Source organism: Exiguobacterium sp. PFWT01, from assembly GCF_018255795.1.
Taxonomy (GTDB): domain Bacteria; phylum Bacillota; class Bacilli; order Exiguobacteriales; family Exiguobacteriaceae; genus Exiguobacterium.
Genome location: NZ_CP073755.1, coordinates 783,915 through 804,967 on the forward strand (window position 1 = coordinate 783,915; position 21,053 = coordinate 804,967).

The window sequence follows — 21,053 nt, forward strand, 5'->3', positions numbered from 1 at the left end:
AAGGAGTGATGAACACAATGAGGAGGAACAAACAGTGAAAGTATTTAAAAACTTTACGACGCAATTGCTCGCGTGGATTTTGGTCACGTCCTTTATCACGGGCGGAGCGGTCGGCTACATCACCCTATTACTCTTGACGGAACTCGAGATGGAACAAGGTCAGGTCATGCTCGTCGGCACGGTCGTGGCATTACTCATCTCATCACTCGGCGGAATCGTCATTTACTTGATTGCCCGTCGTCCACTGAAAGCGGTCGAAATGGCTTCTGAAAAAGCAGTTGAAGTCGGGAACGGGGACTTGACGGTACACTTCGCAGACGAGAAGACGACGGATCGTTCAGAGATGGGTCGTTTGCTCTTGTCGATGGACAACATGGTCGAACATCTTCGGGAACAAGGCACGAATATGCGTTACACGGCGGACCAATTGACGGGTTCGGCACAAGAAATCGCAGCAGCGGTCCAAGAAGGGAACGTTGCAGGCGAAAACATTCGTGTGGCAATGGATTCCCTCAACAAGATGTTAGAAGATAACGTCAGTGCGACGTATAACTCGATGGACTTGCTCGGAGCGGTCGCGCGTACGATGGAGAGCATCCGCCAAGAGATGTCATCGGCGCTTGATTCGGCGAGCGAGATGCAACAGGAAGCAGAGAGCGGGAAAGGCCTTGCCTCGTCTTCCGTCAATGCGATGCATGCGATTGCTGGGAAAGTGGAGCAATCATCAACACTTAACAGCCAGTTGACAGAAATGACAGGCGAGATCTCTCGGATCACGGATGTCATCAGTGACATCTCGGCACAGACGAACTTGCTTGCCTTGAACGCATCGATTGAAGCGGCACGTGCCGGTGAGCATGGGCGTGGATTTGCCGTCGTAGCGGCAGAAGTGAAAAAGCTCGCGGAACAAACGGCGAACTCGACTCAAGAGATCACGGATCTCATTGTCGACGTGAAGCGTCTCGTTGGCGATACGTCATCGTCGATGGCGAACGTCAAAGCGGAAGTGGAGACAGGTGTCGGTTTAGTTGAAAAAGCGGGCGGTGCCTTCGCATCGATCCACAACTCGGCAAATGAAGTATACAGCCATGTCCATTCGGTCGATTCACTCCTCGATGAGTCACGTGGTCAGATCGATTCAGTTGTGACAAACTCGGCAGGGATTGTCGGAATGGTCGAAGAGGCATCGCGTTATGCGAATGAAGTGACATCAGCGGCGAGCCAGCAAGCGGCTAGTCTTGGTGAGGTGAACGGGGCGATGTCAGAGCTCGTTCGCGTCGCGGAGAGTTTGCAGAATGAGACGGAACAGATGAAAGTAGAAGTGTAAGAAGGTTGAAAACGTCCCAACGATGGGACGTTTTTCATTACATACATATAAAATTTGAAGAAATCATAAAAAAAGTTGTAAAAAGACTAAACTGCCGAGCCTTCACTCCGATATAGAGTATGGAAACGATAAAACGTTCCAACAAATGTAAGGTGAGGGGCCGGCCTAAACCTTACATGCTCGGACAAACGGATTTGGAAGAGCGGAAAAACTCAAACCTATGGAGGGAAATTACAATGATTATCAACCACAACCTTAACGCAATGAACGCACACCGCAACATGGCGTTCAACACAACTAACTCTGGGAAGGCAATGGAGAAACTTTCTTCAGGTCTTCGCATCAACCGTGCTGGCGATGACGCTGCTGGTCTTGCAATCTCTGAAAAAATGCGTGGACAAATTCGCGGTCTTGATCAAGCGTCACGTAACGCACAAGACGGAATTTCACTCATCCAAACAGCTGAAGGTGCATTGAACGAAACACACTCAATCCTTCAACGTATGCGTGAACTTTCTGTTCAATCGGCGAACGATACGAACACAGATGAAGATCGTGCTGAGCTTCAAAAAGAAGTATCAGAATTGACAAGTGAGATTTCGCGCATTGCGAATAACACAGAATTCAACACGAAAACATTGATGAGTGGCGGTTTCTCAGCAACTGGTTCTGGTCTTCAATTCCATATTGGTGCGAACGCTTCACAAAGTATTGAATTGACAATTGCAAACATGACAGCAACTGGACTTTCTGTAGATGGAGTTGACATTTCAACTCAAGCAGGTGCTGATACTGCAATCACAACAATCAACGATGCAATCAAAAATGTATCGTCTGAGCGTGCGAAACTTGGGGCGACACAAAACCGTCTTGAGCACACAATCAACAACTTGAACGTTGGTGCTGAAAACCTTCAAGCTGCTGAATCACGAGTCCGTGACGTAGATATGGCGAAAGAAATGATGAACTTTACGAAAAACAACATCTTGAACCAAGCTGCACAAGCAATGCTTGCTCAAGCGAACCAACAGCCACAAGCTGTACTTCAGTTGTTACGTTAAGATCAATTAAAACCATAAAAAAGGGAAGCAGACTTTACGTCTGTTTCCCTTTTTTTAAATAAATTTGTCAGTCTATCGATATTCATATATTGAAATTGTATACTATATACAGATTAACTTTTAAAACATAAAAGGAGAGCCTTATGTCGCAATTAAAAAATATTATTAAAGAGCTTCGAGACATCTCGAATCAACTAGCCTTACTCGCTAAAAACGAAACGTGGGATGTCATAGATGAGATTGTGGGGATGATTCGACTCTTTGGAGAACAAATCCATTCCAATGGGATTCGGACGACAGAACATTTGTCGGAGCTTCAAGTAATAAAACAAGAGAATCCACAACTGTATACCAACATTGTCCATGATAATTTGCAATTATTAATTACAGAATATGAAGCGTTAATAGCGGTAGAACATCAAAATCAAATCGTCTTCCCGTTCCGCTACCATGAGAATGAGATGGCTCTTATAAAGCAGAGCGATAGTAGCCACTATTTTGTGAGTGAAACGCTTTTAGAGTTTGAGCGGTTGCAGGCTGAGATCGCTGATGAAACGGAAGCCATTATTCTATTGGGGTATGGGAGTGGGATGTTTCATGCTGGGTTCATAAAACAATATCATGTTTTAACGATTGATCCTTTCAACTTACCGTCAAACATTAAAAATGATTCGGTCTTGTCTTTTCTTGATTCGCAAGAAGACTATAAAACGTTATTGCAATCAAAGTTTCAATCTTTAATTGGCTTGAAAACGGAAGTCATTAAACATCCACTTTACGAAGATACCAAAGAGTTGCTTGAACTTTTAAAGCTAGTTCGGAACTACTTAAGTGAAAGCCGAATTGATTTAACGACACGCAAAGTATATACAGAGAGCTGGTATCAAGAATCATTTAAAAATGCAAGCTACCTAAACGAAAATACAAATCGTCTTCTCAACATAGATTGTCTGAGACACCGATATAAAGGAAATCATGCATTGATGATTGCGGGGGGGCCTTCTTTAGAGGAAGCTATTCCATATCTACAACAAGCGCAACAGGCCTACTACATTATCGCAATCGGCCAGACGGTCAAAGTACTGCTTGAAAACGGGATTCGTCCTGACTTTGTCATATCGATTGATGCAGGAGAAGCGAATGCTCACTTCTTTAACGATATTGAAATTGATGTCCCCCTTGTCTATTCTTTACAAGTCAATCATCAGATTCCGCAACGAGCAAAAGGACTGTTGATACCATATGCTGACGCACGGATTACTCAAGATTTGTTATCTTATTCAAAAACAGTGTTTAGTACTTATCCTACAGTAGCGTTAGCAGCGGTTGCCTTTGCGAACTATTTGGACTTTGATTCAATTGGATTGATCGGACAAGACTTGGCATTGCGAGAAGGTGAATATTATAGTGCTTCGGTCAAACAGGTTTCTTCTACGGATGGTCAATTGCATCATACTTTGTATGAAGTTCCGTTAAACAATGGTGAGATGGGGAAAACAACGCCGATTTTATTTGGTTTTTTGAGTGGTTACCAAACTCTAATCAAATCAAATAATGGATTATCCGAAAAATTAATTAATTATGCAGAATTCGGTGCTCGTATTGAAGGGACATTTTATAGAACTCTTAAAACATTGCAAACCGAACCAATCCAAAAGAGAAAACTTGAAATAAAAGACGAAGTAGATCTAAATATCCCTATTAAATATGTTCAGAACTTATTAGATAGTATTACGCATCGCCTGGAAATCCTAAAAAAGCGATTGTATCGTATTTCTAATCAAAAAGCAGTAACTGTCGATGAATTTGAAAAAATATTACGGGATTGGGATGCGATGATTGAAGCGCCATCTTTCCGAACACATATCATGCCGCTTCAACTCGTCAATTTATTAATCATTCAAAATAAAATTAAATTCCATAATCGATACAATCGAACGAGTGCATTACGTCTTTCGATTTTGTCGCAAATGTTTGAGTCGATTCAAGAACTACAAACTCAACTTCACACGATAAAACAAGCGTATGCAGAAACGATTAAGTAACAAGTAGCGCCAATCATATATTTATTAGACATTGTGCATGAGAGAGGAAGTATATAAGCATGTTTACAAATCAGACAATTTTAGTCACGGGTGGTACAGGATCTTTTGGGAAAAAATTCATCTCCACCGTATTAAAACAAAACGTAAAAAAGGTCATCGTATTTAGTCGAGATGAGTTAAAGCAATATGAAATGGCACAAGAATTCACCGATCCTCGGGTACGTTTTTTCATTGGGGATGTTCGTGAAAAAGAACGTCTCTATCGTGCGTTTGATGGAGTGGATATTGTCATTCATGCTGCAGCGCTCAAACATGTCGGAGCTTGCGAGTATAATCCATTCGAGGCCGTAAAAACAAATATTCATGGTGCTCAAAATATTATTGAAGCGGCTATTGATCGTGGTGTTAAAAAAGTTATCGCACTAAGTACGGATAAGGCTGCAAGTCCGATTAACTTGTATGGCGCGACTAAATTGGCATCAGATAAATTGTTTGTCGCTGGTAACTCATATGCCGGGGATAAAGACACACGATTTGCTGTCGTTCGATACGGTAACGTCGTCGGAAGCCGAGGTAGTGTTGTGCCCTTCTTTAAGAAGTTGAAGCAAGACGGAGCAACGGTCATTCCAGTGACCGATGATCGGATGACTCGCTTTTGGATCACATTAGACCAAGGTGTCCAGTTTGTTATCGATAGTTTGACACGTATGAACGGTGGAGAGATTTTTATTCCGAAAATCCCAAGTATGTCGATTCTTGATTTGGCTGAGGCGATTGCTCCGGAGTGCGACATCAAAATAGTGGGGATTCGTCCAGGTGAGAAATTACATGAGGCAATGATTACGGAAGATGATGCACGACACACGTTAGAGTACGACGATTATTTTGTCATTCAACCTGAGTTCCCTTGGTGGAGTGCAGAGTATTCAAATGGTGGAAAGTCGTTACCAGAAGGGTTTACATACGTCAGTAATGTAAACAATCAGTGGCTATCGGTCGATGAATTAAGAGAGTTAGTGAAGTGAGGAAGACGGCATCGTCATTTTTTGATGAGAGGAAGTTTAGAGTGATTGATCAACCTGTAAGAAACACGTTTCTGCCTTATGGCAGACAATGGATCGATGAAGAAGATATTCAAGCTGTGGTCGACACGTTACGAGGTGACTTTTTAACAACTGGTCCTGCTGTTGATGAGTTTGAACAAGCAATCGCTCAGTATGTTGGAGCTCGCTATGCTGTCTCCTTTTCTAATGGGACGGCCGCCCTACACGGTGCCTGTTTTGCAGCAGGGATTGGTGAGGGGGATGAAGTCATCACCACCCCGATGACTTTTGCAGCTAGTGCGAATTGTGTTCTTTATCAAAAAGGAATACCTGTATTTGCTGACATTGATCCAACTACGTATAACTTAGACCCGAATGCGATTGAACAAGCCATCACTCCACGCACAAAAGCCATCATCCCTGTCCACTTTACAGGTCAACCTGCAGCGATGCAGGAGATTCATCGAATTGCCGAACAACATGACTTAGTCGTCATTGAAGATGCAGCTCATGCGTTAGGTGCCACCTATCAAGGGAAACGAATCGGTGCACTAAGTGATATGACGATGTTTAGTTTTCATCCTGTTAAACATATTACTTCGGGTGAAGGTGGAATCATCACGACAAATGATGAAGTGTATTATCGTAAATTATTACAATTTCGGACCCATGGAATTACAAAAAGTGCTGAACAGTTAGTTGATCACGATGGTCCTTGGTACTACGAAATGCAGTTTTTGGGTTTCAATTATCGAATGACAGATATTCAAGCTGTCCTTGGAACAAGCCAATTGAAGAAGATTGAACGATTTATTGAGTTACGAAAATACTATGTTTCTTTATATAATGAGGCATTTCGCGAGTTATCTGAAATTACGATACCGCATCAAGATGAAAGTGGAGAGTCCAGCTGGCACTTATATATCATTCGCTTAAATCAAAACCGGTTAAACGGTTCACGGAAAGAACTATTTGAGGCCTTATTAAATGAAAACATTGGAGTCAACGTCCACTATATTCCTGTTCATTGGATGCCATATTATCAAGAGCTAGGGTATGAAAAAGGGATTTGTCCACACGCAGAAACGCTATATGAAGATATCATTACACTCCCTCTATTTCCTGCGATGACTGAGGAAGATGTGTACGATGTGATCGATGCGGTGAAAAAAGTGTTAAAACGATATGGGAAGTGAAAAATGGCTATGAAAACGGTGGCGATTATTCAAGCACGGATGGGCTCAACGAGGCTTCCTGGGAAAGTATTGATTAAACTGCAAGGTCGCACGGTGCTTGACCATGTGATTACTCGAGTAAAACAAGCGAAATTAATTGATGAAATCATCGTTGCAACGACAACTTTGAGTGAAGACGATGTATTGTCGGAGGAAGCAAAGCGATATGGTGTTCGTGTGTATCGAGGAAGTTCAGATAACGTACTGAGTCGATACTATGAGGCAGCTATGGAAGCCGAAGCTGATGTGGTGATTCGAATCACTTCAGATTGTCCTTTGATAGACCCTTTCATTATCGATCATGTGATTCAACAATACCGCGACACAACAAACCATCTTGTGACAAATGTAGGGACCAAGCCAAGTGAGCGAACGTTTCCAAGAGGTCTAGATGTAGAAGTGTTTTCATTTGAATCCCTCTTCGATGCTTATCATCATGCAACAAAAGATTATGAGCAGGAGCATGTCACCCCGTTAATCTATGAACAGCATCAACATAATGTATCTTGTTACGACAATGAAACAAACTATTCTCAGCATCGGTGGACGTTGGATACACCTGAAGACTTGAAATTGATTTCTGAAATTTATAGTCGTCTTTATAAGGGAGAGCATGACTTTTATTTAGAAGACATTATCCGGCTATTTAAGGAAGATCCTCAATTAATTGAGATTAATAAGCATATCGAACAAAAAGTAATAAGATAAGAGGGGCACATTATGAAAGTCATGATTTTTACGGAAGGTGGAATAAAAACGGGGTTTGGACATCTGACAAGGTGTATTGCTTTGTATGATGAAGTGAAACGGAGAGGAATACAAGTTGAGTTAATTGTTCAAAGTGATGTAGATTTGAGAAACTTGGTTGGGAGCCGTCATTGTACAATCATTAATTGGTATACCGTCGATTATTTGTCTAAAGTCATTCAAGCAGATATGTACTGTATCGTTGATTCATACATCGCTACCAGAGATTTATATCAAGTAATCGCTCAACGTTCAAAATCGGCTATCTTTTTAGATGATACAAATCGTATTCATTATCCTGACGGGATTGTAGTCCACCCTTCTCTAAGTACAAATGATGTACCTTCCGGAAGTTTAGCTGGACCAAAATATATCATTTTACGAGACGCGTTTCGAGAAGAGGTGCGTCCTTTTATCCGGCAGAAGGTAACCAATGTTTTGATTACTGTAGGTGGTACGTTACAACCTTCACTTATCCAATCCATTGTCCGTCTCATTTGTTTTAATCATCCAGAAATCACTTTTCATATTTTAATTGGAGATAAGCATGACTCTATTCTTGAACGAGAACTATTGTCCGTGTCTAATATTATTCTGCATCGATATGTACCCAGTCATGAAATGAAACGATTAATGAGTTGTTCAGATTTAGTGATTACCGCTGCTGGACAAACCATCTATGAATTGATTATCTTGGGAATACCATTTATTCCAATAAAAATCGCTGGAAACCAAGAGCGAAACATGCTTGCGTTACGCAGTAAAAAATTAATTTCTTCAAATGTGACCTGGGGATCTTCAACGTTTGGTCAAGATTTACAGACTGAATTCAAAAATATGCTTCATATGCATACTCGAACTGAACAAACGATGAATTACGAGGGGTTGTTGGATGGAGACGGTCCTCTACGAATCGTGAATTCTTTACTTCGCAGCCAAGATTTCAATTTATTTTTAAGAAAAGCAACGATTCAGGATTCTCAACAGATATTTGAACTTTCAAATCAGGAATACGTTCGTAAATATTCAATTAATCAAAAACCGATATTGTGGGAGACTCATAAAAATTGGTACCAACAAGTTTTGTCGTCGAAAAACCATCTTTTTTTTATTGTGACGAATCCTTCGAATCAAGTGCTAGGTCAAATTCGATATGAACGAATAACTAACTATGCCGTTATTAGTATCAGCTTATCGGAAATGTTGATAGGGAAAAAAGTCAGTCAACCACTGATTCAGCAAAGCCTTATGATGATTCAACAAGAGTGGAAAGATATTCGTGAAATAACGGCCTATATTTCAAATGAAAATATTGCGTCCAAGAAGACGTTCGAAAGAGTAGGTTTTAAGATGAATGCTCACGAAGAAGATAATAAACTACTCAAATACATATATATAATGGAATAAGGGTGACTCTTCATGAATCTTTCAAAACAAGTATTTATCATTGCGGAACTATCTGCTAATCATGGCAGTAGTATTGAAATCGCAAAACAGACAATGAAAGCAGCGAAAGAAGCAGGTGCTGATGCAATTAAAATTCAAACATATACACCTGACACGATTACAATCGATAGTCGTAAAGAGTACTTTCAACTAACACAAGGTACCATCTGGGATGGTCGCACACTTTATGACTTGTATCAAGAGGCCTATACGCCGTGGGAGTGGCATAAAGAGTTGATGGATTATGCAAAAGAGTTGGACATCGTTTGTTTTTCAAGTCCTTTCGACCCTACTGCTGTAGATTTATTAGAAAGCTTACAGGTACCTGCGTACAAAATTGCTTCATTTGAAATTACTGATTTACCACTCATTGAGTATGTTGCCTCTAAGAACAAACCAATCATTATCTCAACTGGAATTGCAACGCTTCAAGAAATTGAAGATGCAGTATCCGTTTGTCGTAAAGTTGGAAACGAGCAAATCATATTATTGAAATGTACGTCAGCCTATCCAGCAAAAATTGAGGATGCGAATCTCGTAACGATGCAAAATATAAAAGAGACTTTCGGTGTCGAAGTCGGATTGTCGGATCACACGCTTGGAATCACTGCACCGATTGTGTCCGTTGCATTGGGAGCGAAGGTGATTGAAAAACATTTTATTTTAGATAAATCAATTGGTGGCCCAGACGCTAGTTTTTCTTTAGAGCCTCATGAGTTTAAAGCGATGGTCGATGCTGTTCGAGAAGCGGAACAAGCACTAGGGCGCGTCGACTATCAATTAAACGAGAAAAAAGTGAAGAGTCGTGAGTTCGCACGTTCGTTATTTGTTGTGAAAGATATTCAAGCCGGGGAAGTCTTCACGACTGAACATGTCAGGTCAATTCGTCCTGGACATGGATTGGCTCCGAAACATATCGATTCCATTCTTGGTAAAGTGGCAAGAAAAGATATCGAGCGTGGAACGCCAATGAGTTGGGATTTGATTTAGTAAAGTAAATAAGATGATTGTCGAGGCGACGTTTACGTCGCCTCTTTATTATGTGTGGGAAAGAAGAAGAAACTTAAGGAAAAAGTATTTTGACCGATATAAGAAATGAGACCATAACATGTGAGGGAGTAGAAGACTATGAATCCGACCATTTCTGAAGTCAGACTTCACTTGCCTTCTTCTGTATTACCGTATGAGCAGACTAAAAATGTGTTCGTTGAGGCCAATCAAACTCAACTCGCCGATGAAGGTATTGTAATTCTTCCGACGCCTCAACACATTACAAAGTTAGAGGCAGCGGTCGAGAAGGCGAATCAAGTCCTTGAAAAGCAACGTACCGGCTTGAAATTTATGAAGCACGAAAAACTGAATGATTATTATATTCAAATCGTCGATGCGAACAATGAAGTAATTCGTGAAATCCCAAGTAAAAAATCAATGGATTTCTTTGCGGCGTTTATGGAGTTTAATCATTTATTCGACGAACGGATATAAAAAAGGAGTGGGCATATGACATCACCAATTCGATTTGGCGGATTAGCCAGTGGGATCGATACCGATAGTATCATTAAACAGTTAATGCAAGCTGAGCGCGTTCCAGTCGATAAACTCGAACAGAAGAAACAAATAACGGAATGGAAACGTGATGCGTATCGCGAAATTAACCGTTCTCTTATGACTCTACGAAATAGTGCGGTCGACTTGATGTTCAGCCGAAACTTCTATGCAAAAGCGTCTAGTTCATCGGATGAGTCACGTGTATCGGTCGTGGCAGGACCGTCGAGCGGAAATGCTGCACTTGAAATTCAAAGTGTAGAAAATTTAGCGTCATCTGCTAGTCATATTGTTGAACTGAGAGACAAAAATAGTAACTTAGTCACTCGTGATACTGCAGTCAAAGATTTAAATCTCGATGCAAGTACAAAAACTCAAATAATCACAGGAACTCCGACAGAAGTGACCCTTTCATCAAAATTGAATGCTAGTGGAAAAATCTTCATTAATAACGTTGAGGTTGATCCTGCAAACTATTCTTATGATTCTGCCACGGGTAAAGTGACTTTTGCATCACCTCTTGCTGACGGAGATGAGTTAAAATTCCAATCAGGTTATGAAATTGAATACATCAATAAAGAGGGTGGAACACCTGCTAAAGTAACAGTACGTGCTGAAGCGAAATTTAATGAAGTGTTAACACAACTTAGCTCAAAAGATACTAATTTCGCAACATTTTTTGATGACGCATCTGGGAAATTGGCACTCACTCAACGAAACACAGGCAGTGAATCAACTATTGCCTTCACTGGGGCAGCAGCGTCGTTCTTCCAAGCAAGTGTTGCTGATGGTATTAAGGGCGAGGATGCGATTTTCAAAGTGAATGGAATCGAAATGACAAGAAGTACAAATACAGTCACAATCGACAACATGACAATCACTTTGAAGTCTGAATTTAAAGCGGCCGACAACCCTGCACCGGTTACACTAAGTGCTGCCACTGATACTCAAAAAATCTTTGACAACATCAAAGGCTTCGTCGATAAATACAATGAGACGATTGATCTCATGAACAAGAAGACACGGGAAGAACGATTCCGTTCGTTCGCACCGCTCACGCAGGCACAACGTGATGAATTGTCTGAAGACGAGATTAAGAAGTGGGAAGAAAAGGCGATGAGCGGGATGCTCCGGGGTGATACCATTCTTCGCGGGACGATGGACACGCTTCGTAGCAAATGGTCGAGTGCGACATCGGCATCAAACGATAAAGAGATGAAGCAACTGTTCCAAATCGGACTTTCAACAGGCTCAGATTTCACGAATGGTGGAAAGATTGAATTAAATGAAGAGAAACTGAAAGCCGCAATCGAGAAAGACCCGGAACAAGTATATAAACTCTTCACCGACGAAAATACGGGATTACTAGCTCAAATCCGTGACACTGCGAAAGACTCACGTGAGACAATCACTCGCATCGCCGGTGCGGACGGTGCTGGTGCTCCGACGTATTCAATGGGTCGTGAGATGACGCAGATGGATACACGAATCAAACGACTCAACGATTTACTCATCGATAAAGAAAATGCCTACTACCGTCGCTTCGCTGCGATGGAAACGGCGATGAACCAAGCGAATGCTCAAGCGGCATCGCTGTCACAGTTTTTAGGCGGAGGCATGTAAGAGGAGGAGTTTAAATGGTAGCCAATCCATATGCAGCATATCAAAACAATGCGGTCACGACCGCGAATCCACAGGAACTGACGCTTATGCTTTATGACGGAGCGCTCAAGTTCATGCGCCTCGCCAAGCTTGCAATCGATCAAGGTAACCCTGATTTAAAGAACGTCAACATTCAAAAGACGCAAGCTATCTTTCGGGAACTTCGTCTTACACTCAATAAAGATATCGCCATCTCAGCGAACTTGGACTCGCTCTATGACTACATGTGGCGTCGTCTCGTCGATGCGAACGTCAAGAACGATACAGCTATCCTTGACGAGGTACTTGATTTTACGACCGAACTACGTGATACGTGGAAGGAAGCGATGAAACTCGCAAAGCAGTCATGAGACCGATTGATGAGATCATCTTGAAGACACAGCGCTTAAAAGAGTTGTTGGCGAAAGTTCCCGAAGAGCCAACGTATGACACATGGATGGAACAAATCCATGAGCTCTTGGACGACCGGGAACAGTTGCTCGCGGCGCACGGTCCTGATCTGGAGAAAGCCGATCAGACGGTCCTCAGGCAGCTCGTCGACGATAGTCAAAAGATCGCCCGTCTCATTGAAGCTGAACACCAGCGTCTCGGGATGACGCTCGGGACAGCTCGGATGGAACGGAAGACGGTCAAATCGTATGTCGACCCATATGAAGACGTCGATTCTAACTTTTCCGGTCTATTCGACCAACAGACGTAAAAAAGCTCGGAGGCATATGCCTTCGAGCTTTTGTGCGTTAAGAGGCTTTGACTTGGCGTCGCATCCGAATGATGAAAGAAGAAACGATAAACAAGATCAGACCACTTACCGTAAAATTTAAATAAAGGCGTACGGCATCTTGAAGTGAAGTGACCGGTGTAGACCCACCGAACCAGAGCAGTGGCAGGATCGTCACGTGCATGACGCTCCAATGAATGAAAATTTGCTTTTTGAACGACCATTGTCGGACTTCATAAATGACACTCGTGAGCCCGAGAAAGAACGCAACCCCTGCGTAGACGAGCATTGCGTGTACGGCGTCTGTGTTACCTGACCAACTTTGATAGAGGGCGAGGATCGCGAACGGCAGAGACCAGATGAGACTCCGCATGATTCCTTTTTTCAATAATTGCATATGAATCTTCCTTCCATTAATTCGTTGTATATGTATACGCGTATTCAAGGGAAAAGTTTCATCTGAGGAGTAGGGGTGAAATGACGTCTGTTTTCCGCTATAATCGGGTAAACATCAATGTAGCCGTTGCTTCTTTTCTGGAAAGAGGAGGGAAACGAGATGCGTGAGAAAGAGTCCAAACCGATATCGTCACGGAAGCGCCGTTATTTCGTCTATGGTCCAGAGGGAGCGTACGATGAATACGTGGAACGGGACCCGAAACTTGAAGCGTACGTCGAGGACGATACGCCGTTTGAGGATCGTCCTGACCCATACGAGGAAGAAGAGCTGAAATCAAGAGGATAAGTATACATGTCAAGGTCCGATTACGGACCTTGACTTTTATTTTACCTGGAACTTTTTCTTAGTACGGTACCGTCTGTCAATTCGTTATATTCATCTTAACCACAACATCACTTGGATTAAGAAAAGGGAGAGATGAAGATGAACATGAAACGATTTGGCTTACTGGTGGCGGTACCGCTCGCACTACTTGTCGGTTGCGGGGAAGCAGACGAACTGAAGACGACGGCGACGGATACGGAAGAAGTGGCAGAGGCGGAAGCGAACGTACCAGAGGAGACGACTGCTGAAGAGGCGGACGTCCAAGAAAGTGAACTCGGTACGAACAAGATCTACATGAAGAATAAGGCACTCACGGTCACGGAGACGATGGGTCCGATTCAATTCGCCATCGACAAAGTACAGACGTCACGCTTGCAAGTAAATGAGGTGTATCGTGATTCATTTGATGGAGCTGAGGAAGTGACGGTCGTGGCCATGAATGTGATTGCAGAGAATACAATCGACGATGCGATTAGTTTTTATCCGAATCAAGGTACAATTGTCACGAATACCGGCGAGCAGGTAGAAGCAGACCTCTTTTTCTCGGATGACGTTGGTGGAGATTTTTTAGGAAAGGTGAAGAAGGAAGGGAATGTCCTCTTCTTCGTCAAAGCAAAACCTGAAGAGCTGACAGAAGTGAAATTTTTCACGAGTGGACCTTCGAATGAAGCGTTTGAGAGAGTGGCAGAAGAGCGATATGAATTCACCATCAATGTAACAAAATGAAAGTAGGCGTGCCGAACGAGTTTCGGCACGTTTTTTGTATGGTCATTGGAAAATAAGTGTGTGATTTATCGGAAATAATATGATTTTTCTAATTAGATGGGTACATATTCAATATAAGTCATTGACCGACGAGATTTTCGAATAGGAGGGAGCGTGTCATGAAGATTCGACATTGGTTATTCTCTTTGCCGCTCGCTTTTCTGATTGGATGCGGGGAGACAGATGAGGCGAAGACTTCTAAAACTACCGAGCAAACTGACCAGTCAACGGGAGAAGAAACCACTTCCGCATCAGAAGGAAGTGAATCGAGCAAAGGTGAAGATACGTCAGAAGGGATTGGTGGCTCCGAAGAGTTTGAGGTGGAAGAGAATGATCTTGGCATCAGTCAAATTTACATGAAAGATAGCGATTTAGGCATCGAAGAAAAAATTGGTCCACTCATTTTTCAAATCAACAAAGTTCAGACGATGCGGCTTCAAGTAGCTTCTGACTTCCGCTCCGTATTCGATGATAAAAAGGAAGTGACGCTCGTTTCCTTCAGCGTAGTTGCAGAAAACACGAGTGATGATACTGTCACCTTTTATCCGGATCAAGCACGTCTTGTCACGAACACAGGAGAACAGATCGATGCTGCTTTCTTACTTTCCGATGATGTTGGTGGTGAATTTTTAGGAAAAGTGAGGAAGGAAGGTGGAGTACACTTTCAGGTTGAATCAATGCCAGCAGAATTGACTGAGGTGCGATTTGTCGTAGAAGGTCCCTATAACGATCAATTCAACACAATTGCCGAAGAGCGGTATGAATACACAATCGACGTATCGAAATAAAAGGTGGCGTGCCGAAATCACTCGGCACGCCCTATTTACCTAGTTTAAACCCAAGCAATAGAGGATAATCAAGATATCCCATCTTTTAGGAGGTCTACCATGAAGAACGTCTCTCTACTCAAATACGACCAACAGCTCCATTATGAATGGTCGAGTCACGTCATTGAAGAAACGGATGATTATGTGTTGTTGTATGCAGGACCGGGGCGAACGCTTCAGCATCATACGCGAGGTGCCTGTTATACATATGATTCGCATTCGCTCGAGTGCTTCATGCGACATGAAGGCTTCACACTTCAACTCGATTTAGAGCACGACGGGACGATGCGCTGGTACTCGAATATCGGGCTTCCGCCGACCATGACCGATGATGCGATTCATTTTGTTGATTTGGATTTAGACTTTGTCGCGGAGCAACCGAATGAATGGCGACTCGTCGACGTAGAAGAGTTCGAGATTAATCAAGTGCGTTACGGTTATCCGGATGCGTTGATTTCCTATGTCTGGCAGACCGTTGACGAGGTGAAACACCGGATTCAATATCGACAATTCCCGTTCGACGGTTCGTTCGAGCGACGTCTCCTCGAACTTTCTCAATCAAAGACGTCTCACTTCCGTTGATGCGGCAACGGAATCGACAACACATCCCAGTCGCTCCCGGCAAATAGCTTCGACAGATAGACGATTTGTCCGACATGATACCCATAATGCGACACTTGGCGTTCGATCGCGTCAATCACGGAATGGGCTTCCCCTCGAATCATCACGTTCTTCCCTAAGTCATCTGGTGTCAAATCAGCTAAGACATTATCCAACAGTTGCCAACGCTCGTCCCATACTTTCATGAGTTCTTCACGGGACAGTTGCTGGTCCTCGAACTCGGCGTCGCGGTTTCGGTCCGGCTTTTCGCCATCCGTCGTCAAAAAATCGGTCCAGCGGGACTTCATATTGTTCGCCATGTGCTGAATGATCAGGGCGAGGGAGAGTGTATCCGGCGCAAGCGTCTTATGCAGATCCTCGTCACTCACTTGGACGAGTGCGCGCTCGGCGAGTTGTTTCTGACTTTTGAACGTAGCGCGTACGGTATCGAGATATTGCGTTTCAAACATAAAAACCATCCTCCTTTTCATATGTATCCATTTTGACTATACCCCACATTCATCCTAGTCAAAAACTATAGTAATATTATAAAAGAAGCGGTATACTAGTCTTATCGCGCAAGACGCCACCGCGTAGTTGGCATGAGGGTGCCTTGTTTTGGTTTTCACGTGAGTCATGTCGCGTGGTCTCTTTTCGGTTTGCAGGTTCACCCATTAATTGTGTCGATTGCGTTTGTCCGTGAGTGGATGAGCGCGATTTTTTTTGTATGCAAAAAGTGTGAGACACGAGGTCCCACACTTCTGATTACGCATGTTCCAATCGAAACTCTTCCCAATGATCGCGGGCCTGATTCCGGATCCGCTCCGATACTTCCTTACTGCTGAGGAGAATCCCGTACCATCGACGTGCGTCCTCGTAGTAGTCGAGCGCGGCCGAGAGGTCGGCAATGCGCAACATGAGCTGGTCGTACGGTAATCCGGTCCGAATCGGGTCCGTATACGCCTCTTGCACCTCATTGTATTTATCGAGCGTCCGCTGCATCCATTCCTTCTCAGACGCCGTATCCCCAATCAATCGGTACATCCATACAATCCGCATCCCGAGCATGGCGACGACGGATGGTTTTTGACCGCTCAACTGGGCCGTCATGACGGCGAACTTATAGAGGAGGATGACGTGCTCATACGAGCGGTCACCTTTCAACACATCCGGATTCACTTGATTGAAGTAGTTCGTTTCAAGCGCTTCCCGGTTATGTTTGCGCACCTTGTCGAACGAGTCGTGGAATACGAGGTGACAATGGTCACAGACGGTCGGTTCATATAAATACGGGTTCGGTCCGTCATACGTTGTGTAGCCATCCTTCTCGACCTCAAGTGGGCGGATGTGACGTGATAAGACGCGGTGCGTCTTACTTTCTTGTAAACAATACGGACATTTGACTTTCTTCAAAAACAAATGTTCTGCCATCTCGACACCTCACACATAGACGTTGACGAGCAGTCCGCGAATCTCACCGACCTGGTCGAGTAAGGAGAGGCGAGAGGCTTCTCCTGAGATGACCTGGTCCGTCAGCGCGAGGAGTTTTTGGTCGACTTGTTCGACGACCTTATAAATTTTCGCGCGGCCGCGGCGATTGAATCCGCGTTTATCTTCGAGACGGAGTGCCGCGTCAACGGCCTCTTTCATAAAGTCTTTAATCATTTGTTTGTATTCGGCAAGCGCCTCGACGGTCTGACTCTCGGCGAGCAGTTCTCCTTGTTCATGGATCGCGGCGATTTGACGTTGGAAGCGTTCGTATTCCCGGTCTTCGCGCTTTTGACCGATCACGTTTTGGAAGGAAACGCCGGGTTCGACTTCGGGGCGTTTCGCTTTACTTGAGCCGAGGAGCGATTGCGTCTCCATGATGCGACGAATGTCCATATGGGCAACCGTCCTTTCTATAGGTTAGTTCAATAATTGTAACACGCCTTGCGGCAATGCGTTCGACTGGGCAATCATCGCCATGCCGGACTGATTCAAGATGTTTAGACGGGCGAAGTCCATCATTTCACGGGCCATGTCGGCATCACGGATTCGTGATTCGGATGCCGTCAAGTTTTCTGAGCCGATGGCGACAACGCTGACGTTCGCCTCGAGTCGGTTTTGGATGGCACCGAGTTTTGAACGTTCGAGTGAGACTTTGTTGATGGCCGCATCAAATTTCGAGATGGCATCATCTGCGTCCGCCGGTGTCAACACACTCAGTGCATAATACGTTGCAGCAGGTGTCGCCTGATCGTTGTCGTGGTCGACGGCAGGAAGTTCCCCGCCACCTGGTGTCACTGTCGTGATGCCGAGTGCATGCGCCCGCATGTCTTGTACGTTTAAGATGACGGCTTCATTGTTGCCGGCACCGATTTGGAAGAATAGGGTGTTCTTCCCTTCTCTGTATTCCCCGTTCATAATCTTCTTCGAGTTGAATTCGGTCGTTTCCGCAATCCGTGTCACTTCGGCAGTCAACGCATTAATTTCTTCCTGGACGGCTTTGGCGTCATCCTCGCTGAGTGTCCCATTGGCTGTTTGGACGGACAGTTCACGCATTCGTTGGAGGAGAGCGTGTGTCTCATTCATCCCTCCTTCGAGCGTCTGCGTGAGTGAGATGCTGTCGAGCGTATTGCGTTCTGCCATCGAGAGGGAGTCGAGGCGCATCCGCATCTTCTCCGAAATGGCAAGACCCGCTGCGTCATCCGACGCCTTGTTGATGCGGACCCCGCTCGAAAGACGATCCATCGTCTTCTTCATCGATGCCTGATTCAAAGAGAGCGATGAGTAGGCTTTTAAGGCTTGTACGTTATTGGTAATTTTCATAGCGATTTCCTCCAGTCGGAACAGATTGAGTCTTTGCACGCACCATCGCTTCGCTCCACGTTTGATCGAGATCGCTCGCGAGCGTATGTAGTTCAGCGATTTTTTTCTTGTCTTGATCGATGATTGCTTCGACGCTTGCTTTTGCCATATAAAGATAAATTTCATCCAGTTGAGCCGCGATAATCCCGCCGCCATCATGGAGTCCTTGGTGCAGCTTGACCAACAGCTCCCGGGCTTGGCGAAGATGGCGGTTTCGTTCGGCGATCGTCGAATCTTGCGCATGTTTGTAGTGATAGACGAGTGCGTGAAGCATCGCCTGAGTCAGCTCTTCTGGCCTCATTTCATATAATTGGGTTGAATTCATCTTTTGTCTCCTTTGATCGAATCAAGTTCCTCTATCAACAACAACACTTCTGCCATCACGTCATACAGTTGGGGCGGGATGGCATCCCCTAAGTCAAGGTCGAGCAAGTGGCCGAGCAAGGAATGGTCGTTCTCGACCGCTACACCCCGGGCACGTGCTTCCTGTAGAATCTTTTCAGCGACGGCTCCGGTCCCGCGGGCGACGATGACGGGCGCTTTGTCCGTCGTTTCATCATAGCGGACGACCGCGGCCGTCTTACGTTTCGTCAAATCCATGCGTTGGTACATCGGGACCTCCTAAATTCTAAAGTCATATCCTGTCGTCGGCGCGATCGTAGGCTCTTCGATGACACGATCAGCTTTCGTGAGCGGTTTGAACTGGGTCGTCACACTCTTATATCCAATCGTCTCGAGCGTTTGTTCGATTTTCCCGAGAAGGGGACGGGCGAGTCGCTCGACCGTCGAATCGTCGTGCTCGAGTGTGAGTCGGAGGTTTCGGTCCTTCGCCTCGAGCTTGACGCCGATCTCTCCGAGGCGAGGGGTCTCCAAACGAATATAGAGGACACTGTTCTCCCAGTCGACGACGTCCCCGGCCTCCCGGTTTTGGATATGAACATGGATTCCGGTGTCGATCTCTTGAACTTTTGCCGGTAGGGCGAACAAGAGTTGATGGAGCTGACCGCCATCAAGGCGGTTGAGCGTCTGTTGGACTTGGAAGAACGAGGCGAGGCGTTGCGCCTCGGGGTTCGTCGTATCTCCACGTACCGATAAAGCTGATGTCGGCGTATTGGACGTCGCTTGGGCGAGCTGTGCCTGTGTCTGCACACGTTGCGCTACTTCCTGGATGTGTCGTCCAGATAATGTCGAATCGAGCTTGAGTGGCGCGACGGTCGGCATCTCGCCGGCACGTGTCGCCCCGTGTGGGATATATTCGATGCGTGTCTGGTTCGGCGCATAGCGGAAGTCATTCAGTGCCGCTCGGACCTCTTTGACGAGTGTCGCACTCTCTTGTGGTTTCGTCGCAAGCAACGACAACGCGACGTCGAGTTTGGCCGTCATGGCGACCAATTGCTTCTCTTGAGTCACGTCGGTATGAAGCAAGGCGTCCGTCTTTTGGACGAGTTGTGTCAGACGGGTCGAGACGGTCTCGAGGGCAGGGCGTGCCGCATGCGGGTTCGTCTCGATCAACGCAGCGACTTGTCCGAGTTGTTTCGTGACGGTCGCCTGCTCGTTTCGGAACGTGTTCGTGACGGTCGCTAGATGTGACGTCACTTCCTTCACCATCACTTGCTTCCCGTTGATTGGAGGAAGCGGCATCGCTTGGCGCGATTCAGATTCAATCGGACGCGATGATATCGGTGTCGTCGGCGTGAGGTCACGGATGACCCGGTCAATCGTTTCCGGTGTCGGCGTGACGCGTTCACTAACGGGACGTGACAGATTGACGAGTTCGACATACCGCTCTTTTTGTGGGTAAGGGGCGTTCGGCGCCGGCGGTGTGATCTGTTGTTTCGCTTCGTTCAAAGAGAGGACGGCGATTTCCCGCGCCATCTCCCGAGGAACGGTCTGCGTATCGAGCGTCTTCAAATGTAGGATGACGTCCCGCATGTCCCCTTTGAACGCCGTCTCGAGCAGGCGTACCGTATCTTCGTTCATCGGCAAGCGTCCGGATTGTAGCAGACGGCTGACCGCGCTTCGTACTTCAGGTGGAAGGGAAGCGAGGAGCGTCTGAATCTTCGCATCAAGTTTTGACGACGCGGACGCAGGTGGTGCGGATTCAAGTGTCTCTTCCTTTGGAGGAAAGACGGTCGCCATCAAGACGCCGTCCTGTTCGGCGAGCGTCACTTGGAACGGGTTCGTCTTCGGAAGCCCGTCTTTAAATGTGACCTCGACTTCTTCACCGTTGATCTTGACGATCGCGGAGTCGGGTCCTGTCTGTTTGACGAGCTCGGCCTTGTACGTCCGGTTCGTCTGTATGCCTGGTAAGACCGAACTGACGGCGGTCGCTTGGGCTTGAATTTGCATGTTTGTCACCTCGACCATAATATCGACCTCTTTTTAAAAAAATGAAGCGATA

Annotated in this window: 24 protein-coding genes; 16 read left to right on the plus strand and 8 right to left on the minus strand. The window is 45.2% G+C overall.

Features of this window, described 5'->3' with window-relative positions; all coding sequences use genetic code 11:
* Positions 1-34: 34 nt before the first annotated feature.
* The 12 genes from KD909_RS04120 to KD909_RS04175 all read left to right on the plus strand — a co-directional run bounded on the left by KD909_RS04120 (position 35) and on the right by KD909_RS04175 (position 12,811).
* Entirely contained in the window at positions 35-1,327 is a 1,293-nt protein-coding gene (locus KD909_RS04120) for a methyl-accepting chemotaxis protein (RefSeq protein ID WP_211782481.1), read from the plus strand.
* Between the two features lie 236 nt (positions 1,328-1,563).
* Positions 1,564-2,388: a flagellin N-terminal helical domain-containing protein gene (locus KD909_RS04125; RefSeq protein ID WP_211782482.1), complete on the plus strand. Its 825-nt coding sequence runs from the start codon at positions 1,564-1,566 to the stop codon at positions 2,386-2,388.
* Between the two features lie 143 nt (positions 2,389-2,531).
* A complete protein-coding gene (locus KD909_RS04130) occupies positions 2,532-4,433 on the plus strand; it encodes a motility associated factor glycosyltransferase family protein (RefSeq protein WP_211782483.1) in 1,902 nt (633 codons plus the stop codon).
* A gap of 59 nt (positions 4,434-4,492) precedes the next feature.
* Entirely contained in the window at positions 4,493-5,458 is a 966-nt protein-coding gene (gene pseB, locus KD909_RS04135; RefSeq protein ID WP_211782484.1) for a UDP-N-acetylglucosamine 4,6-dehydratase (inverting), read from the plus strand.
* A 41-nt stretch (positions 5,459-5,499) separates the two neighbouring features.
* Positions 5,500-6,672, plus strand: a complete 1,173-nt coding sequence (gene pseC / locus KD909_RS04140) for a UDP-4-amino-4,6-dideoxy-N-acetyl-beta-L-altrosamine transaminase (protein ID WP_211782485.1) — start codon at positions 5,500-5,502, stop codon at positions 6,670-6,672.
* A gap of 3 nt (positions 6,673-6,675) precedes the next feature.
* The gene (locus tag KD909_RS04145; RefSeq protein WP_249199075.1) at positions 6,676-7,419 is read left to right on the plus strand and encodes a cytidylyltransferase domain-containing protein; all 744 of its coding nucleotides are present in this window, start codon (positions 6,676-6,678) and stop codon (positions 7,417-7,419) included.
* Positions 7,420-7,431: 12 nt separating this feature from the next.
* Positions 7,432-8,865, plus strand: a complete 1,434-nt coding sequence (locus tag KD909_RS04150; RefSeq protein WP_211782486.1) for a bifunctional UDP-2,4-diacetamido-2,4,6-trideoxy-beta-L-altropyranose hydrolase/GNAT family N-acetyltransferase — start codon at positions 7,432-7,434, stop codon at positions 8,863-8,865.
* A gap of 12 nt (positions 8,866-8,877) precedes the next feature.
* The gene (gene pseI / locus KD909_RS04155; protein WP_211782487.1) at positions 8,878-9,894 is read left to right on the plus strand and encodes a pseudaminic acid synthase; all 1,017 of its coding nucleotides are present in this window, start codon (positions 8,878-8,880) and stop codon (positions 9,892-9,894) included.
* Positions 9,895-10,032: 138 nt separating this feature from the next.
* Entirely contained in the window at positions 10,033-10,389 is a 357-nt protein-coding gene (locus KD909_RS04160; RefSeq protein ID WP_159562655.1) for a flagellar protein FlaG, read from the plus strand.
* Positions 10,390-10,404: 15 nt separating this feature from the next.
* Positions 10,405-12,072: a flagellar filament capping protein FliD gene (fliD, locus tag KD909_RS04165; protein ID WP_211782488.1), complete on the plus strand. Its 1,668-nt coding sequence runs from the start codon at positions 10,405-10,407 to the stop codon at positions 12,070-12,072.
* Positions 12,073-12,086: 14 nt separating this feature from the next.
* Positions 12,087-12,461: a flagellar export chaperone FliS gene (gene fliS, locus KD909_RS04170; protein ID WP_211782489.1), complete on the plus strand. Its 375-nt coding sequence runs from the start codon at positions 12,087-12,089 to the stop codon at positions 12,459-12,461.
* On the plus strand, positions 12,458-12,811 hold the full coding sequence (locus tag KD909_RS04175; RefSeq protein ID WP_012726960.1) for a flagellar protein FliT: 354 nt from the start codon (positions 12,458-12,460) through the stop codon (positions 12,809-12,811). The genes fliS and KD909_RS04175 overlap by 4 nt, the downstream gene beginning before the upstream one ends.
* A gap of 37 nt (positions 12,812-12,848) precedes the next feature.
* On the opposite strand, the gene KD909_RS04180 is transcribed toward KD909_RS04175, so the two are convergent.
* The gene (locus tag KD909_RS04180; RefSeq protein WP_211782490.1) at positions 12,849-13,226 is read right to left on the minus strand and encodes a DUF3021 family protein; all 378 of its coding nucleotides are present in this window, start codon (positions 13,224-13,226) and stop codon (positions 12,849-12,851) included.
* Between the two features lie 159 nt (positions 13,227-13,385).
* Between KD909_RS04180 and KD909_RS04185 the strand changes: the two genes are divergently transcribed.
* The 4 genes from KD909_RS04185 (at position 13,386) to KD909_RS04200 (ending at position 15,784) form a co-directional block, all read left to right on the plus strand.
* A complete protein-coding gene (locus KD909_RS04185; protein WP_012726958.1) occupies positions 13,386-13,571 on the plus strand; it encodes a hypothetical protein in 186 nt (61 codons plus the stop codon).
* Between the two features lie 138 nt (positions 13,572-13,709).
* On the plus strand, positions 13,710-14,336 hold the full coding sequence (locus KD909_RS04190) for a hypothetical protein (protein WP_211782491.1): 627 nt from the start codon (positions 13,710-13,712) through the stop codon (positions 14,334-14,336).
* A 158-nt stretch (positions 14,337-14,494) separates the two neighbouring features.
* Complete coding sequence (locus KD909_RS04195) at positions 14,495-15,163, plus strand: DUF4352 domain-containing protein (protein WP_211782492.1); 669 nt, start codon at positions 14,495-14,497, stop codon at positions 15,161-15,163.
* Between the two features lie 99 nt (positions 15,164-15,262).
* On the plus strand, positions 15,263-15,784 hold the full coding sequence (locus KD909_RS04200) for a DUF402 domain-containing protein (RefSeq protein WP_211782493.1): 522 nt from the start codon (positions 15,263-15,265) through the stop codon (positions 15,782-15,784).
* Here the strand turns inward: KD909_RS04200 and KD909_RS04205 are convergent.
* The 7 genes from KD909_RS04205 to KD909_RS04235 form a co-directional block, all read right to left on the minus strand.
* Positions 15,772-16,272: a DUF1572 family protein gene (locus KD909_RS04205; RefSeq protein WP_211782494.1), complete on the minus strand. Its 501-nt coding sequence runs from the start codon at positions 16,270-16,272 to the stop codon at positions 15,772-15,774. The genes KD909_RS04200 and KD909_RS04205 overlap by 13 nt on opposite strands.
* A gap of 295 nt (positions 16,273-16,567) precedes the next feature.
* Positions 16,568-17,233 carry a DUF2225 domain-containing protein gene (locus KD909_RS04210; RefSeq protein ID WP_211782495.1) on the minus strand — a complete coding sequence of 222 codons (666 nt, stop codon included), beginning with the start codon at positions 17,231-17,233 and terminating at the stop codon, positions 16,568-16,570.
* Positions 17,234-17,242: 9 nt separating this feature from the next.
* Positions 17,243-17,686 (minus strand): YaaR family protein, encoded by a 444-nt coding sequence (locus KD909_RS04215; RefSeq protein WP_211782496.1) that lies wholly within the window; start codon positions 17,684-17,686, stop codon positions 17,243-17,245.
* Between the two features lie 24 nt (positions 17,687-17,710).
* Positions 17,711-18,613, minus strand: coding sequence for a flagellin N-terminal helical domain-containing protein (locus tag KD909_RS04220; RefSeq protein ID WP_211782497.1), 903 nt, complete (start codon positions 18,611-18,613; stop codon positions 17,711-17,713).
* The gene (locus KD909_RS04225) at positions 18,597-18,977 is read right to left on the minus strand and encodes a flagellar protein FliS (protein WP_211782498.1); all 381 of its coding nucleotides are present in this window, start codon (positions 18,975-18,977) and stop codon (positions 18,597-18,599) included. The genes KD909_RS04220 and KD909_RS04225 overlap by 17 nt, the downstream gene beginning before the upstream one ends.
* On the minus strand, positions 18,974-19,264 hold the full coding sequence (locus KD909_RS04230) for an EscU/YscU/HrcU family type III secretion system export apparatus switch protein (RefSeq protein WP_211782499.1): 291 nt from the start codon (positions 19,262-19,264) through the stop codon (positions 18,974-18,976). The genes KD909_RS04225 and KD909_RS04230 overlap by 4 nt, the downstream gene beginning before the upstream one ends.
* A gap of 9 nt (positions 19,265-19,273) precedes the next feature.
* Positions 19,274-21,019 (minus strand): hypothetical protein, encoded by a 1,746-nt coding sequence (locus KD909_RS04235; RefSeq protein ID WP_211782500.1) that lies wholly within the window; start codon positions 21,017-21,019, stop codon positions 19,274-19,276.
* Positions 21,020-21,053 lie beyond the last annotated feature (34 nt).

Excerpts from the sequence above, each read along its gene's own strand:
- KD909_RS04215 (WP_211782496.1), bottom strand. The coding sequence starts at position 17,686 with ATGGACATTCGTCGCATCATGGAGACGCAATCGCTCCTCGGCTCAAGT.
- KD909_RS04125 (WP_211782482.1), top strand. The coding sequence starts at position 1,564 with ATGATTATCAACCACAACCTTAACGCAATGAACGCACACCGCAACATG.
- KD909_RS04145 (WP_249199075.1), top strand. The coding sequence starts at position 6,676 with ATGGCTATGAAAACGGTGGCGATTATTCAAGCACGGATGGGCTCAACG.
- KD909_RS04150 (WP_211782486.1), top strand. The coding sequence starts at position 7,432 with ATGAAAGTCATGATTTTTACGGAAGGTGGAATAAAAACGGGGTTTGGA.
- pseI (WP_211782487.1), top strand. The coding sequence starts at position 8,878 with ATGAATCTTTCAAAACAAGTATTTATCATTGCGGAACTATCTGCTAAT.
- KD909_RS04200 (WP_211782493.1), top strand. The coding sequence starts at position 15,263 with ATGAAGAACGTCTCTCTACTCAAATACGACCAACAGCTCCATTATGAA.
- KD909_RS04235 (WP_211782500.1), bottom strand. The coding sequence starts at position 21,019 with ATGGTCGAGGTGACAAACATGCAAATTCAAGCCCAAGCGACCGCCGTC.
- pseB (WP_211782484.1), top strand. The coding sequence starts at position 4,493 with ATGTTTACAAATCAGACAATTTTAGTCACGGGTGGTACAGGATCTTTT.
- KD909_RS04205 (WP_211782494.1), bottom strand. The coding sequence starts at position 16,272 with ATGTTTGAAACGCAATATCTCGATACCGTACGCGCTACGTTCAAAAGT.
- KD909_RS04185 (WP_012726958.1), top strand. The coding sequence starts at position 13,386 with ATGCGTGAGAAAGAGTCCAAACCGATATCGTCACGGAAGCGCCGTTAT.
- fliD (WP_211782488.1), top strand. The coding sequence starts at position 10,405 with ATGACATCACCAATTCGATTTGGCGGATTAGCCAGTGGGATCGATACC.
- KD909_RS04220 (WP_211782497.1), bottom strand. The coding sequence starts at position 18,613 with ATGAAAATTACCAATAACGTACAAGCCTTAAAAGCCTACTCATCGCTC.
- KD909_RS04175 (WP_012726960.1), top strand. The coding sequence starts at position 12,458 with ATGAGACCGATTGATGAGATCATCTTGAAGACACAGCGCTTAAAAGAG.
- KD909_RS04225 (WP_211782498.1), bottom strand. The coding sequence starts at position 18,977 with ATGAATTCAACCCAATTATATGAAATGAGGCCAGAAGAGCTGACTCAG.
- KD909_RS04195 (WP_211782492.1), top strand. The coding sequence starts at position 14,495 with ATGAAGATTCGACATTGGTTATTCTCTTTGCCGCTCGCTTTTCTGATT.
- KD909_RS04230 (WP_211782499.1), bottom strand. The coding sequence starts at position 19,264 with ATGTACCAACGCATGGATTTGACGAAACGTAAGACGGCCGCGGTCGTC.
- KD909_RS04180 (WP_211782490.1), bottom strand. The coding sequence starts at position 13,226 with ATGCAATTATTGAAAAAAGGAATCATGCGGAGTCTCATCTGGTCTCTG.
- KD909_RS04130 (WP_211782483.1), top strand. The coding sequence starts at position 2,532 with ATGTCGCAATTAAAAAATATTATTAAAGAGCTTCGAGACATCTCGAAT.
- KD909_RS04160 (WP_159562655.1), top strand. The coding sequence starts at position 10,033 with ATGAATCCGACCATTTCTGAAGTCAGACTTCACTTGCCTTCTTCTGTA.
- KD909_RS04210 (WP_211782495.1), bottom strand. The coding sequence starts at position 17,233 with ATGGCAGAACATTTGTTTTTGAAGAAAGTCAAATGTCCGTATTGTTTA.
- KD909_RS04190 (WP_211782491.1), top strand. The coding sequence starts at position 13,710 with ATGAACATGAAACGATTTGGCTTACTGGTGGCGGTACCGCTCGCACTA.
- fliS (WP_211782489.1), top strand. The coding sequence starts at position 12,087 with ATGGTAGCCAATCCATATGCAGCATATCAAAACAATGCGGTCACGACC.